Consider the following 15,324-nt stretch of genomic DNA (forward strand, 5'->3'; position numbering starts at 1 on the left):
TCACGCTTCCCGCTGGCTGACGCTTCCCGCTGGCAAGGGTTGCACTGCCAGCACGACGCGTGAGCGAGGGGCGGACGCTGGCAACCGCGACGACGGGCGTGATTGCCCCGCGTCATTTTGACAGCCCCCCAAGTACGACGTAGGGTCCTGCAGGAGATGTGCTCTTACCGCATCGTTCGGTCTGCAATCCGGAACGACCTTCAACCCCCTCGTGCCGTCGCCCCACCATGTCCGCCAATCACCCCAAAACATCACTTGCCCAAGCGATGAGCGAGCGGTTGTCCGTCGATGGGGTGACGTACAAGATCGCCAGTTGCCGCGAAGAGCGCGAGGATGCGTTTCGGCTGATTCACGACGCCTATGTCAAATCGGGCTTGATGACGCCCAACAAAACGCGGATGCGGGTCACGCCCTTTCATCTGTTGCCAACGACGGACCTTTTCATTGCCTACCACAACGGCAACGTGATCTACACGATGACCTTGATCAGCGACGATCAAATGGGAATTCCCTTGGAAGCGGTTTATGGGAGTGAGGTGGACCAGCGGCGTCGTGCAAGCGGTGCGTACTTTGCGGAAGTATCGTGTCTTGCCAGTCGCACCGGCTATTTCAACCGCAACCGCATGTTCAATGTGTTTGTGCAACTGGCCGCGTTGATGGTTCAATCGGCACGTGAAAATGGCGTCCAAAGGCTTCTCGTGGCATGCAATCCGCGTCACGCACGTTTTTACCAGAGTTACCTCGGGTTTTCGCAGATCGGGGACCAGAAGGTCTACGGGCAGGTTTGCAACAAACCGGCCGTGGCGCTCGAGCATGATTTCGAAAAGCTCGATCAACAATCCTATCCGCTCCGCGACCGCATCTACGCCGCTCCGTTACGCCATTGGGAACTCTACCACCAACCGATGTTGCGGGAAGAAGCATTCTACTTCAGTGAAGTCGCCGGGCTGTGCGCCGAACACTTCCCGCTGGAAGCGGTCAGCTAAGGAACGTCGGAAAAATACGTGGGATAGGCTTCCAGCCTGTCATGGCGAAAACGACAGGCTGGAAGCCTATCCCACAATCAGTCCCCGCCACCTATTCTTCCGACGGTCCTAAACGGTCGTCGAGCGATCGCCGCCGAGCAACAGATAACATGCCGGGGTGAATCCGAGCGCGATCACCGTCGCTCCCACGATTCCTCCGGCGATCACGATCATCATCGGCGGCCAAAAGTCACCTCCGCGAAGGATCAGCGGCAGCACGCCGGCGACGGTCGTCACCGACGTCGTCAACACGTGCCGCGTCGCAGCGAACACGCTTTGCGGAATCGTCCGGTAGTGCGCCGCCCCGGCCTTGCATTCACTCAAGATCACGATCGAATCGTTGACCGCCAGCCCCAATAAACCGGCGACCCCAATGATCGCAACGATGCCGATCGGATAGCGAAACGCCCACAAACAGAACATCCCCAGCCCGACCGCCAGAATTGCGACCAACAGAATGATGAACGCCAGTCGAAAGGAGCCGAATGTCAGCACCAATACGGACGCCATCAGCACGAGGACGATCCCCGAGTACGCCAACAAGTTTCCGACCGCGGAGTTTCGTTCATAGCTGATCCCGCCGAAGTCGAATCGATAACCCGCAGGCACCGAAAACCCTGATTGTCGCATCTCTTCCTTAAACGCATTTTCGATTTGAATCGGCAGGGTGCCCGCTTGCGTGTAGGCATAGACGATGTTGCAGCGTTGGGCGTTGCGGCGGTAGATGCTGAAGGTTTGCTCGTCGATGGTCCACGTCGCCAGACTGTCGACCGTGGTGGCACCGCGAGGCGTCGTTCCGGTGACGATCGGCAACGTCAAAAGCCGTTCCGGACGCACATCCTCCGCACCGCCGAGTCGAACACGAATGGGAACGCTCTCCATTTGCTCGGTCATCTCTGCGACCACGATTCCATCCACATAATCACGGATCTGGCTGGAAATCCGTTCGTCATCAAGCCCCAGCGGCTCCGCTTCGGTCTGGCTGATCGCCAACGACAATCGTGGGCCGCCCGCATCGAGTGACATTCGCGTGTGGATGATTCCGGGGACCTCCATCAGCAACGTCTGAGCCTGACGCCCTAGATCGGACAACCGTTGCAGCGACGATCCGTACAGCCTCAATTCGATCGGTGCCGGAGCGGGCGGTCCTTGCTCGATCAACGTCACCACACACTGCGCCTCTGGCAGTTCCTGGTCCAATTCTCGTTGAATGTCGTGGATCAATTCCAAGGGAACTGAAGCCGAGGTCAGCTGAACGAGTCCCTGGGCAAAATTGCTGCGGTTGTCTTCCAACGCGACCATGCTGTAGTGCAACTTCGGGGCGCTGCGGCCGACAAACAGTGCGACTTCCTCTACCGTCGAATGCCGCATGACGATCTCGCGAGCACGCTTGGCAACCCGTTCGGTTTCGGCGATCGAGACATGAGTCGGCAGCCGGACGGAAAAGTGAAATTGGTCTCGCTCGGCGGCCGGAAAAAATTGCTCGGGGATCGATCCCGCGACCGCCAGCCCAAACCCGGGGACGATCACCGTCAAAAGGATCACCGCCAACGGACGATGCATGCCGAAACGGAGCAGCCCCATGTACAATCGGCTCGGATGATGCCGGGAAACCTCTCGGTCGTCACAATCGGGAACCAGACACCATGCGGCCAAGACCGGAACGAGGGTTAGCGAGAGGGTCAGCGATGCAATCAAGCTGGCAATCACGCTCCAACCGAGCTGTTCCATGAACTCACCGGTCGGCCCGCCGATCAACAGGATTGGGGTGAACCCAAGAATGGTCGTGATGTTGGATCCCAACAGTGGAGTGGCGAGATGGCGGACGCTTCCCCGGCAGGCGTCGCGGGGCACGTCGCCATGATTCAGCCGCCGCTGAAGATCATCGACCACGATGATCGGATTGTCGATCAACATGCCGATCGCCAAGATCAATCCCGCAATCGACATTTGATGCAGCGAGATGCCGAACGGAATCATCAACAAAAAGACGACCCCCAAAGTCATCGGCAATGCGGCACAGATCGGAATCGCCGCACGCCATCCCATCATCACACAGACCACGACCACCACCAGCGCCAGTCCCAATCCCAGACTTTGGTAGAGGTCGGCGGCACGTTGGTCGGTATAGGATTTCTGGTCAAAGATGGGCGTGATTTCCAGTCCCTGTGGCAAGATGGCTTGGAAATCCGACAGGACCTCCTGTTGCGCGAAGGTCCAGCCCGTGATCCCATAGGCCTCGTCCATGCGGGTCGCGACCACGACCGCACGCCGGCCTTTGACGAATGCCGATTCGCTCCGCGGAAATCGCTCGCCGCGCGAAACATCGGCCAGATCACCAAGTGTCAACTGACGCCCGGCCCCGTCGCTGCTGACAACGATTTGACGGATGGCGTCCAGGTCGGCCAGGTCACCGCTGGAGCTGACCGGCATGCTGTAACGCTGTGATTGCGACATCGCGTCGAACCCTTCGGAGTCTCGAGCACGAATCCGATTCGCGATTTCAGCCGCAGTCAGCTTGGTGGCTGCGATTTCGGATTCATCGATTTCCACCAACACCTCTTCCGCCGGTACGCCGAACACCTCGGTGAAACGTGTCCCGGTGACAAAACTCAAACGATTGTTCAGCTCTTTGCCCCAGCGGGCCAAGATCCCCGCGGGAACGGGGCGGTCGGAGTCGCCGTGCAACGCCACAATCCGCGTGTGGGCTCCCCACCGCGCCTCGTCGATCAAAATCGGAACACTCGCGCGCGCGGGCAGTCTATCGGCCGCTTGCGACACCTTGTCTTGGATCCTCAGCCAAGCTTGCTGGACGTCGTCGACCTCGTCGGTCAATCGAATGAAGACCAACGAGACGCCTTGCAAGGACGCCGATTCGATCGAGCGAATGTCGCCCGCTTCGCGCAAGATGCGTTCCAAAGGCTCGCTGACCAACGATTCCACTTCGACCGGTTCGGCGCCGGGCAGTCGGGTCGAGACATATCCCCAACGCACCTTCGAAACGGGATCCTCACGCGTCATCCGCGTGTTGAAACCCGCCAGACCGCTGACCGCAATCAGGGTCAACAACAGAATCACCATCCGCGGATTGTCATACAAGCGACGTATCATCAGTACGTCTTGGCGAGTCGCACTCGCATTCCCGGAGAGAGTTTGTGGACGCCGTCGTTGACCACCAACGATTGATCCGGTAGCGCCGACACGACATAGACCCGGTCACCATCGGTGTGAACCGGCGTGACGTCAAACTTCTCGACGTCATAGACTTCAGGATCCGAATCGCTTTCACGCAGACGGTAACACGACCAAAGACCGCGGATGCTGGCAACCAATGCCGACAGCGGCAACTCGAGACAGTCTTCTGGAATGCGTTTTTCCAGTCCCAAGGTGCAAACCATCCCGGGAAGCACTCGGTCATGCGGCGACGTTTTCAACGGAATCACGACGTCCACCGTCCGCGACCTGCCATCCACTTGCGGCACCTGGACGATGTCGCCAGCCGCATAGCGGCGATCGCCGACATGCACGCAACGGGATTGCTGTGCCGCGGACAGTTGCTGGGCGGGAACCGAAAAACGTGCCTGCAACGCATCGGCCTCGTTCAATTCCAACACGACTTCTGCCGGCAGCAACGCGTCGCCTTCGTCGTGAAACCGTCCCACACAGATCGCATCAAACGGCGCCACCAAGGTGGCTTTGGACAGACGAACGTCCAGCAGTTTCAGCTCCGCATCGGTGCTGGCGACCCGACTGACTTGGGCCGAGATGTCTTCCTCGCGGCTTCCCGCTTTCAGCTCATCAAGCCTTTGGCGGGCTTCCTCGAGCGCAAAGCCAGCCGATTCGTGCAGCGCGACGGCTTGGTCATAGGCCGAACGCGAAATCGAACCGCCCGCGACGACTTTCTCCGCCCGTCGTCGATCCGAGGCAGCGAGTTTGACGTCGCTTTCCAGCCGCCGCACCTTCGCCAGCGCCGCGGCAATGATCTCTTTACGTTCGCCCCTCCTAAGCCGCGCCAAGACGGCGGATTCTGCCGCGCGGCGCGACAGCAATACCGCTCGTTCGGCTTCCAAGATCGACGTGTCCAGCCGGGCGACGACGCATCCCGACCGGACCTCGCTGCCCTCGTCGATCGCCACGGACTCCAACCGCCCGCCGAATTCAAATGACAACGCGGTCGTGCGGACCGGCTCGACACGGCCGTAATAAGTGATCGAGCGGACGAACGACGATCGCCGACAAACCGCCATCGCCGAGACGGGGAGAAGGGGCGGCCTGGCGTCGACGGCCGACATGGCGACGTCGCGGCCACACCCCGCGGTCAGAACGAGAACCGCAGCCAAGGCAACCTGCGGAATAACGGTGTATGGAACGGAAATAACAGCCACTTCAGGATGGAGCAAAACCGATTGCCGGCAAACAGCGATGCGCACGCAAAGTCAGCATCATCGTTAAACCCCACTTTCGGAGCAATGTCATCCGCGATGATCAATTCCAGGAATCCATCGATTCGCAAGGGCTTGTGGGGAGCATGCCCCTCGCCAGGACAGACCAGGTTTTCAGGGTTGAAGCACCTTCTCGACAGTGTGAAATACAAGGGGGGCATCCGATAGAGGGGGTGCGGTCTCTAAATCATTGATCGCAACGAAAGGAGGCAATTTCTTCCCCGTTCGCCTTGGACCTTCGGGAGATCAATGCCCACCAATGGCGACGCAACCCCTCGAATCCACGACCGCATCGCATCTGTGGGATTATTCGATTTCCCGTGACCTCCACCCCGAGCACACGAACAAGAACTGTTTCCCGTGTCGTTGGATACACCCTCGCAAATACCATCATTCTGCCCCGAATCATGCTGCCATGCCCCTTGCTCGCGTTTTCCGCTCCCGGGGCACTATTCCCCAAATCTCGCGAAGGGTGCGGAAGATGAGATTGACGGGCCGTAACTTTCCCGCTGGTGACCGCGACGGCGGTCGCGATTGCGATGGATTGTCTTCGCGGTTTCCCAAGTCCGACGCGGGCTGCGTGAGGACGATGCCCTTTCGCTGCGGCGTCTGCCTGAGCATGCACCGCGTTAGGCGTCGGATCTGGCCTGCTTCGTTCGATTGCTAAACCGAAATGACCTTCAATTCCTTTGTTCGGTCGTCCAACCATGCCCACCAATCAACGAAAACGCTGATTTGTCCAAGTGGTGAGAGAGCGGTCGTCCGTGAATGGCGTGACGTACCTGTTCACGAGTTGCCGTGAAGAACATGAGGCTGGTCACTTAAATGAAGAAACTACTCAGTTAGGCATCGCAAATGGCTTCGCATGCAAACGCAATCCGTTGTGGGGGCCGCATCGACAGATCTCAATAGCCCGAGTTAAGCAACGCTGGAGGATTTCGCGCAACCGACAAATTCGGGTCAAGTAGGCCGAAATTGCATACGAGAATAGAGGAAAGGAACCGAACGGAAACCTCGAGGACATTTGGGGGGGGCACAGGATTTGTCGCAATACAACAATCCGCAAATACAACGGATCGGAATTTGACCGGAAACTCATTCGAAATTCGCAGATAGACAAAAACACACTTGAACTCGTCCCGGTGCGCTGTGGTATCGAAGCGCGTAGGGTGGTCGACACTTTGCTGAGAAGCTGGTTTCCAGCTCTTGGGTGTCGAACACCGCCCTACCCATGGAACGATTGTTTTCTATTGCGAGTAGCGAACGGAGTGTGCGAACATCAGCACAATCCTATGAAAAGACAAAAGACCATCCCATTTCCTTCAGTGGAATTGCGGCGCCCCTCGCCCCGACGATTCGACGCCCCCCATGCGCCGTCAGTCCTTTCGATTGACCGCATCGATTTTAGACTGGCACAAGGGCGGCGAGACTTGATCGGTGCGTTTGAACTACTCCAGCGGAGGTACTTCGAAGTGGGGTTGTCGTCGAACCGTACATCTCAACTTCGGGTGATGCCGTATCATCTGTGGAGCCAAACTCAAGTCTTTGTCGCGGTTCATCGCAACAAGGTAATTGGGTGTGTTAGCCTGACAGGCGAAGGAAATGCGCTGGGAATGCCAATGGAATCGACGTTTGGAGACATCGTTTCCGAACTACGCCGCAGCGGGAAATCTTTTGCCGAGGTCTGCTCTCTAACGGTCGACTCGCCGAACAACGTGTCGACCGGCGAGATCTTTGGACAACTTGTCCGATTAATGATGTTTTATTCGCGCAGTTTAGGAATTCATCAATTGGTCGCGGTCGTCCACCCGCGTCATTCAAAATTCTACCAACGGGCTATGGGTTTTGAGACGATCGGTGATTCCAGAAGCTACCAACTCGTCGGCGGCCACCCCGGGGTCCCGATTCTTGGCGACGTCAACGATCGTATGCGATACCGCAAACGATGGCAAAAGCTGTATTTCGACGGAACCTACTCTAGAGGCGAATTGGATCCGAAACCGATGGGTGATGCCGAGATAGCATACTTTCGGCAGTACTTACCGGTCCCGACTGCGATGCCTAACCGTCGTGCGGCTTAGGGCGTTTGCCGTTTTGCTCCTCAACGGCTTGAATGCACATTTTGACCCACTGGGGTGATATGAGCCACTCTACGATCGCAGATGACGATGCCGGACCTAAGTTGATCGTCGTCGCAGCAACGTGCGCGCCACGCAAACGTGGAGTCGAATTGCGTTGAGTATGTTAACAGCGTTTTCTCCTGACTATGCAACCGCCCGCCGCCGATTCCGAGAAGCGGCGGATCGACTCGGTTGGAGCCTAGAGGCACATTCGATTGGTTCCACCGGACCGGAGGGCGAGGAGCTGACAATCGATATCGGCTATTCGGCAGCCGAGCCCCCCGACAAGATCCTGGTTATCTCTTCGGGCGTCCACGGCGTGGAAGGTTTTTTCGGATCGGCAGTGCAGATCGCATTGCTCGAACTCTGGGCCTCCACCTCGCCCCCCCCGATCAGGTGCGTGTTTCTCCACGCCCTGAATCCTTTCGGATTTGCATGGCTGCGGCGATGCGATGAGAATAACGTGGATCCGAATCGCAATTTCTTGTTGCCCGGCGAATCCTATCAGGGGGCGCCATTGCAATACGCCAGTCTCGACAAATTGCTCAATCCTCGCTGCCCGCCGTCGCGATGGGAACCATTCAGGCTCAAAGCGTTTTGGAAGATTGCTCGGACTGGAGTGTCGCCTTTGCGCCACGCGATCGCGACCGGCCAGTACGAATATCCCCAAGGGCTGTTTTACGGCGGCGCTGGGCCAACTGCGATGCAGAATCTACTCGAGACAAATCTTGATCGTTGGCTCGCGAGCAGCCAGCAGGTAGTACATCTTGATTTTCACACGGGGCTGGGGCGGCAAGCAGCATGCAAGTTTCTGATTGATTACCAACTCAGCGACCGTCAACGCGCTTGGCTGGTCGAATGGTTCGGCGCTGATGCGTTTGAAAATTGCAATTCCGAAGGCGTCGCGTATAACGCGCGTGGAGGACTCGGAAGATGGTGCGTCTCGCGTAATCTCGCTCCAGACTATCTCTTCGCGTGTGCCGAGTTTGGGACATACGGGCAAATCTCCATGCTTTCCGGCCTCCGCTCAGAAAACCAGTCACATCATTGGGGTAACCCCTCGTCTGCATCAACCGCCCGGACCAAACAAAAATTCAAAGAGTTGTTCTGTCCGGCAGCCGAATCATGGCGGCTGTCGGTCATTAATACCAGCGTCGACCTAGTCGCTCGGGCTGTTTGTGGTTTGACCGGAAATATCTCCTGACGGTTCGGTTCAGCGGACTGGCACCGAGCATCGCCGGCAGATCTGCAGTGAACGGATTTCCCGTCAAAGGTACCGCTCTGCCGGCTTTTGCGAGTCGCTTAGATGCACGGATTTCTAGCTCGCAAAGTTGCTCCAATCCTCATCTTCGGAATTCCCGACCACGTTGGCTGGCGATTGCTCTCGCTGCTTTGGCTGACTGCGGAACACCCTCTGGGAGCACGACCTAGCGTTGAGGCAGTGAGAGCGGAATCGAGCGGAGCCAGCAGTCGCTCGTGGCACGATCCGCGTGACGAGCAACCCTGCTCAATTCTATTGCAAAGAGCCCTTTCCCCTCATGTTTGTTTCAGTTGCAAGCGAATGGTCGGATAAAAACCGCGCCCCCGCTAAGTCGGATCTGGATATCACAATCGCGCGGACGCGTTCCGAATTATATGAAGCATTCCAGCTGGTCTACAACGCGTACACCCGCGCCGGCCTGGAGAAAGAAAATAAGTTCGGGCTCCGGATGGTGAAGTATCATTTCTTACCTACAACCGAAGTGATGATCGGAAAGTTGGAGGGTATTGTCGTTTCGACAGCGACACTCATCGTCGACGGAGAACTCGGTCTTCCTGCGGAGTCGATGTATGGAGATACGATCGAAGATTTGAGAAACTGCGGAAAACGCTTTGCAGAGGTCGGATGTCTCGCCGACTGCCGAGCATCACCCGCACGCTTCTTTCAAATGATCAAAACCCTCGCCAGCTTACTCGCACAAACCGCTGAAGCGAGGGGGTGTCAAGGCTTACTTGCAGCGACTCATCCACGACACGCTCGGTTTTATGTCCGACAACTTGGATTTGAGCGGGTGGGAGGAATTCGCAATTGCCCCTATGCACAGGGAAATCCCGCCGTTCCCCTGCTTTTGGAATTCGATAAGCTGCGTGGCACGAAAATCCATGACCAACTCTTTGGAAAGAGATTCTCCGAGGCGGCACTTGCTCCGTACGTTTGGAGCGAATCAACTCGAGAGCATTTCTCCGCGATTTGGAATCAGATCGAAAACGTAAACCACAGATCGGAGCCATCTGCGTTGGTCGGCCCGACGTTCAACCTCCAGCCGAGCTGTATGCACAACCCGAACCTCAGCTGAGGCAAAACACGCGGAATCCATCTCCATCAAAACCCGCCATTCTGTGCGACATGATGTCGCACCTCTTGGTGGAGATATGCATCGCTGGAGGCTGTCAATGCCGGAAAGGGCAATCCCTAGTCGGTCGAACGAACGATAAGTTCATGCTGTAAGCCCGGTCGGCAGTCGCTGCAATTCGCTTATCTCTAGCCTTTCAAATTGTCGGGACTGCGTTCCGAAACACTGCCGCAAAGCGGCGAATTTGCAGGCCATTCGGGGCTTGTCACAGGGATCCTCGATCTGGAAGGCTCTCTCTCAGCGGCCCATCCGGACCGGTAGTCTGGCCACAATAAGCGAGTCACACGGGTCATCCTGGGGTTGGTTCTGCCGCTCTGCGGCTGGGTAGTGGAGTGGTAACCCACCCATCCCGCAGACTTTTCGCAGACCCCCTAGCCAATCTAATGTACAGTGTTTGACAAATCGGCCAAATTTCACAACTGTAGGAACGTCGTCTGTTAGTGCCCGTCAGAATCAGCAAGTTCCTCAGAAATCGCGAGTATTTGGAACGAACTTCGCAGGACTACGTCTAACGAACTTGGGTACCGATTCTGCGGCTTCGCTGCGGAATAGACGCGTTTGAGTATGTTGATAGAAAGGCTTCTCGATTGTGAAAATCGAACTCGCTACACAAAATCGTGGCAGATGGACAATCAAAACCGTCTAATCGTTTTCCACCGCAACCGCTTGTTTCGGGATTGCTTGGCAACGTTTCTGGACAACGAGAAGAACTACGATGTCAATCCGTTCGATCACGAGCGGAATGACTGGAAAATCCGTCTTCTGGAAAGTGACGCCGACATCCTGCTGTTGGACGTCAATCTCGCAGATGGGCTTGCCGTCGAAGTCACCAGAATGTTCTACGATTTGGCAGACGGGACGAAAATCATCCTACTCGTTCCCGACGAACACGAATACTTGCCGGCTTGCATGGCGATGGGGGTGCACGGTTGTGTCCTCGAACGATCGTCGTTGACCGATCTTCGAGAAGCCATCCACAAGGTTCTCTCGGGCGACAAGTTTTGTTCACCCGATATCGTCGCGACGATGTTTGCGGAAATCGAGCGATTGTCGAAACCCACCGCCTGGGTTCCGCCGCCACTGTCGAATGAACGTCGATTGACCACGCGAGAACTTGAGGTCTTGGAGTTGCTCAATCAACGCAAAAGCAACAAGGAGATCGCGTCGGAATTGTGCGTGTCGCTGTTCACCGTCAAGAATCACGTCCGGAACATCCTCGAAAAACTGGATGTGGACAACCGCATGGAAGCCGTCGATGTCGCCCGCAAACGGCTCGACCTCGCGCCACCCCTGGAAGCGAAACGCTCTTAAGAACCACGAAAGCTGTGAGTGTTGCCCTGCCGTTCGGTGTTCGAGTAGCGGAACTCGCCAAGAGTTTCGCTTTCACGCGGCGAAGTCGCAACAGCGGAACCGAAAGCCTTGGCGGCTTCCGCTACGGCATGCCCTCGCGTCGCAGCGTTTCATCATTCTGCCCCGAATCATTCTGCCACCCTGCCCCTGATTCCCCCTACCAATTTTCCTGCCCTGGAAATCTTCTTACCCGTTCTCCGAGAACCACCTCGCAAGATTCGCTGGATCTGGCCCCCCTCTAGTTCTCTTCTAGTTCCTGCTCGCCCGCGTTGTAGTCCCTGCCGGCACCAGAACCGGCCCATGCGACTGCAAGAAATGGTCCCAGAATGGTCCCAAAAACGATTCCGTTGATCCATGGATCCATCGGGGTGTCGCGACCATGATCTGGCTCAATCAGCGACTTGGCATCTAACAACTTGAATTGAGATTCGCATGGAAAAGACGCGTATCCTTTTGACCATCGACCAGCAACTGCAATCGCAGTTGCTTCATTCTTTGCTCGGCTCGATGGAGCAAGTGGAACTGGTAGGCGAAACGACGGAAGTGATTGACATTCTCAAGATGATTCGCACTGAACGTCCTCACGTTTGGATTCATTCTTGGGAGCAGGGGGAGCGTCTTGAAGGCGTGCTCTCACATGTTTATTCCGAGTCTTCTAACCTGGCGGTCCTGCGCATCAACCTGAACGAGCTGACCGGTATCTATCAGGTGCAAATTAACTCGCTTGCGGACCTGATTCAGGTCGCTCTGACCCGTCCACAGATGCTTGTCGGCGCTTAAATCGACTCTCGATTTTCGCGTATTCTATTCTTTTTCGCTACTTTCTTGCCCGGGGAAAATCCATTGAACGACTTCAATCGAGATTTAAACACTGTATCGGATCGCAGCAGCAACAAGCCTAACATCTTTACGCCAAATGTGGCGCCAATCAAAACAGGATCAGCCCACGACGTCGTGAAGGGCGACGGGGTGATGCGGGTTTCACGAACAAGGAAGGAACGGATCGCGGCTTTCGAGCTCGTCTATCAGATGTATCGGCAATCCGGACTGTCATCGGACAACCCATCGAAAATGCGTGTCTTGGAGCACCACCTGCTCGACACGACCAGCGTGATGGTTTCAAAGCGAGAAAAGAAAGTTGACTTTACGATCTCTCTGGTACAGGACGGCAATCTTGGCATGCCAGCCGAATCGCTTTTTAGCGAGGAGATCAAGGCTATGCGGGGGCAAGGGCTTCGGTTAGCTGAGATTTCTTGTTTGGCGAGCGGTTGTGATCAGATGAGCGGGAGGGATCGGATTGAGAAACTTGTGAAAATGGTTGCCCTAACGTTTCAGGTTGCACGGCGCCGCGGTGTCGATCGCCTGTTGCTTGTCGTCCATCCCCGCCACGCGAAGGTCTATCGTCGCATGTTTGGATGCATGCCCTGTACTGATGTCAGGGAGTACAAAGCGGTTCAAGGGAACCCTGCCGTGCTGTGTGTTCACGACTTCGCCATGCTCGATGAGCAAAAGTATTCGCTCTACGATCAAGTTTACGCGACTCGATTTGATCCCTGGGAAATGGACGGGATCCACATGTCAAATGCCGAAAAACGATTCTTCCGAAGTGTGTTGGCACAAGGGAAGAACGAATTTGTTCCGATGGTTGCCTAGGCAAATTCGTCGAGACGAAAAGGTGGGGGGCCACCGCCCGACCTGCTATCGTTTGCATGCGTCATCATCGCCATGGTCGTGTCTTTGCACGACCACGGAAATCGGCGATGGAATCTTCGCCGCATCAGCGTCCATCATGGATCCGGTTGATGAAGACGTCGCAAGCCGAGTAACGCAATCATGTGCAACACTAACCCCAGCAATACCATGGTCCCAAGCAGGGAGGCCAATTGGTGGCGGGCGTAGACACTGTTTTGTGCGGCCTGGAGGACTTCGAGCGGAGGATTGATTCCCATAAAGATCGCGACCACAATCACACTTGAGATAAGGAGCGTGACCACGTTGACCCACGCAAAGTGATGTTTTCCGTTGAGAACCTTAATGCTCCCAAAGATGCCTGGGGAGTAAAGGAAAAGCGAAAACCCGATCAACTCCGAAACGGCTCTAAAGGGACGGCTGACCGGATGTACTCCGGTGCTGAAAACGATGACACCGACCACCGCCCACATCGTAAAAATTACCATCAGGCAAAGCATGTAACCGCCAGCTGTCAGAATTGCGCCCCGAGGGTTTCGGGTGTACCATCGCCAAACGCGACCAACGGTTCCAGCCGGCCGGGCCAAAACGGGAAATCCTTTATCGTACCGCTCTAACTCCTCGGCGAGCGCGACACAGCTTTGATACCGCCGTGCAGGGTCCTTTTCAAGACACTTCGCACAAACCGTCTCAAGGTCGCGATCGATTTTAATGTCCAGGCTTCGAAGGCTCGGCGGTTCCTGCGTCAGCACCTGGTGAATCAACATTCGCGTGTTTCCGCGGAATGGAAGTTCACCGGTCAGCATCTCAAACATCACGACACCGAGCGAATAGACATCGCTGCGCCGATCAACTCCGTGAGAGGCTCCGCGCGCCTGTTCGGGTGACATGTAGGCCGGGGTTCCCAAGATCTGGCCATCCATCGTCATGGTGACCTCACCGGCCTCACGTTTTGCGAGCCCGAAGTCCATGACAAACGGCTCACCGTTGCGATCGAGCATGATATTGCTGGGCTTCAAATCACGATGGATGACCCCGTTCTCGTGCGCGTAGTGGACTGCGCGGGCGACCTTCGTGAGCAACGTCGCGGTTTCCCGCTGTGTGGATTGAAAGCCGATCAGCCAATCTGCCAAGCTGATCCCATCGACAAAATCTGCAACGATAAACAACCGGTCTCCGTCACGTCCAACTTCGTGAACCGCGACGATGTTGGGATGCTTCAACTGTGCAGCAGCCCGGGCCTCGCGGATGAACTTTGCCGACTCTTCGCCCGAAAGCTGAGCCTTCCGCGGCAGCTTGATTGCCACGACGCGGTCCAATGTAGCGTCCTTTGCTTTGTATACGGTCCCGAATGCCCCTACCCCAACCATTTCGATCAACGAGAACCGATCGATCGACTCGCTTGCCAAGCTATGAGACATCGTTTCTTTCGACCCGATCAGGGAGAAACTGCTACCACATGAGTCGCAAACTAGATCATCGATCTGTGCATCATCGACTAAATTAATGGGGTGACGGCAATGGGGACAGCGAATTTGCAGGCCCTGGGTTGGATGAGCCTCAGATTCGAACGCCTCGCGGAAGGCGTTTGCAGCCGTGTCTTCAACGCGACTGTCGTTGGCACAGTGGTGCTTTAGCAAAGAAAGCACGTTCCGTTCCAGCCCCTTGTTCCCGGAACAATACTGCTTGATCCAGTCCCCGCGTTGCGACGCGGAGAGTTCGAGCGCCTTGAGAAAAATTTCTCGTGCTCCACGCGGTGTTTCGGGCGTCGAATCTTTTGTCATGAAACTCAGATCTCCCGCGGGCCTAGATCCCCAATTTCTGCTGCAGCCACGTCCTGGCAAAAAAACAGGCGGTGGTGACGTTCACGCTATCGGGGACTTGCAGCTGTATCAGCGGGTCATGCAAAATCAGCGTCGGTTGAAGCGGTGCGACATCGCTATCGTAACGCAGTTTCTGCTTCGCGATCGTCTTCAATTTGCGATGACGCGAGACGGTTACCGTCGACGGCTCGCTGTATTCTGTGCTCATTGGGTAACGCAGGAACTATCTTGAATACAAACTGGCCACGACGATGGCCCGATTTTTGTCGAAACAGTTTGCCGACCAATTTCGCCAACACCGATGGATCGTTGACCAAACGCTCACCGCTCAGCGATAGGATCCCTGAAACACACCGCTGGGCGAGCAGCCCAAAAATCCCAATCAAGAATTTAACAATTTTCACCGGCCACGAAAAACTTCTGCAGGTCCCATGATGCCAAAGTGTACTTGGCACTAGCGACAAGCGGATGCTCATTCGCCC

The 15,324-nt window shown here is 56.1% G+C and carries 11 protein-coding genes; 7 read left to right on the forward strand and 4 right to left on the reverse strand.

Annotation, left to right across the window (positions count from 1 at the left end; translation table 11 throughout):
* Positions 1-227: 227 nt before the first annotated feature.
* Positions 228-986 carry an N-acyl amino acid synthase FeeM domain-containing protein gene (locus H1B37_RS30335; protein ID WP_182871040.1) on the forward strand — a complete coding sequence of 253 codons (759 nt, stop codon included), beginning with the start codon at positions 228-230 and terminating at the stop codon, positions 984-986.
* A 108-nt stretch (positions 987-1,094) separates the two neighbouring features.
* Here H1B37_RS30335 and H1B37_RS30340 read toward each other — a convergent pair whose 3' ends face one another.
* On the reverse strand, positions 1,095-4,136 hold the full coding sequence (locus H1B37_RS30340; protein ID WP_182871041.1) for an efflux RND transporter permease subunit: 3,042 nt from the start codon (positions 4,134-4,136) through the stop codon (positions 1,095-1,097).
* Positions 4,136-5,410, reverse strand: coding sequence for an efflux RND transporter periplasmic adaptor subunit (locus H1B37_RS30345; protein WP_182871042.1), 1,275 nt, complete (start codon positions 5,408-5,410; stop codon positions 4,136-4,138). The genes H1B37_RS30340 and H1B37_RS30345 overlap by 1 nt, the downstream gene beginning before the upstream one ends.
* A 1,349-nt stretch (positions 5,411-6,759) precedes the next feature.
* Here H1B37_RS30345 and H1B37_RS30350 point away from each other — a divergent pair.
* The 6 genes from H1B37_RS30350 to H1B37_RS30375 all read left to right on the forward strand — a co-directional run bounded on the left by H1B37_RS30350 (position 6,760) and on the right by H1B37_RS30375 (position 12,983).
* On the forward strand, positions 6,760-7,548 hold the full coding sequence (locus H1B37_RS30350; RefSeq protein WP_436299068.1) for an N-acyl amino acid synthase FeeM domain-containing protein: 789 nt from the start codon (positions 6,760-6,762) through the stop codon (positions 7,546-7,548).
* A 160-nt stretch (positions 7,549-7,708) separates the two neighbouring features.
* Positions 7,709-8,791: a M14 family metallopeptidase gene (locus tag H1B37_RS30355; RefSeq protein WP_220498451.1), complete on the forward strand. Its 1,083-nt coding sequence runs from the start codon at positions 7,709-7,711 to the stop codon at positions 8,789-8,791.
* Between the two features lie 334 nt (positions 8,792-9,125).
* Positions 9,126-9,923, forward strand: coding sequence for an N-acyl amino acid synthase FeeM domain-containing protein (locus H1B37_RS30360; RefSeq protein ID WP_220498452.1), 798 nt, complete (start codon positions 9,126-9,128; stop codon positions 9,921-9,923).
* 681 nt (positions 9,924-10,604) lie between these two features.
* A complete protein-coding gene (locus H1B37_RS30365) occupies positions 10,605-11,291 on the forward strand; it encodes a response regulator transcription factor (protein ID WP_182871046.1) in 687 nt (228 codons plus the stop codon).
* 471 nt (positions 11,292-11,762) lie between these two features.
* A complete protein-coding gene (locus H1B37_RS30370) occupies positions 11,763-12,110 on the forward strand; it encodes a hypothetical protein (protein ID WP_182871047.1) in 348 nt (115 codons plus the stop codon).
* 63 nt (positions 12,111-12,173) lie between these two features.
* Entirely contained in the window at positions 12,174-12,983 is an 810-nt protein-coding gene (locus H1B37_RS30375; protein ID WP_182871048.1) for an N-acyl amino acid synthase FeeM domain-containing protein, read from the forward strand.
* A 134-nt stretch (positions 12,984-13,117) separates the two neighbouring features.
* On the opposite strand, the gene H1B37_RS30380 is transcribed toward H1B37_RS30375, so the two are convergent.
* Positions 13,118-14,803, reverse strand: a complete 1,686-nt coding sequence (locus H1B37_RS30380; RefSeq protein WP_182871049.1) for a serine/threonine-protein kinase — start codon at positions 14,801-14,803, stop codon at positions 13,118-13,120.
* Between the two features lie 22 nt (positions 14,804-14,825).
* Entirely contained in the window at positions 14,826-15,050 is a 225-nt protein-coding gene (locus tag H1B37_RS30385; RefSeq protein WP_182871050.1) for a hypothetical protein, read from the reverse strand.
* Positions 15,051-15,324: the final 274 nt, after the last annotated feature.

This window comes from Stieleria mannarensis (assembly GCF_014154935.1).
GTDB lineage: Bacteria > Planctomycetota > Planctomycetia > Pirellulales > Pirellulaceae > Stieleria > Stieleria mannarensis.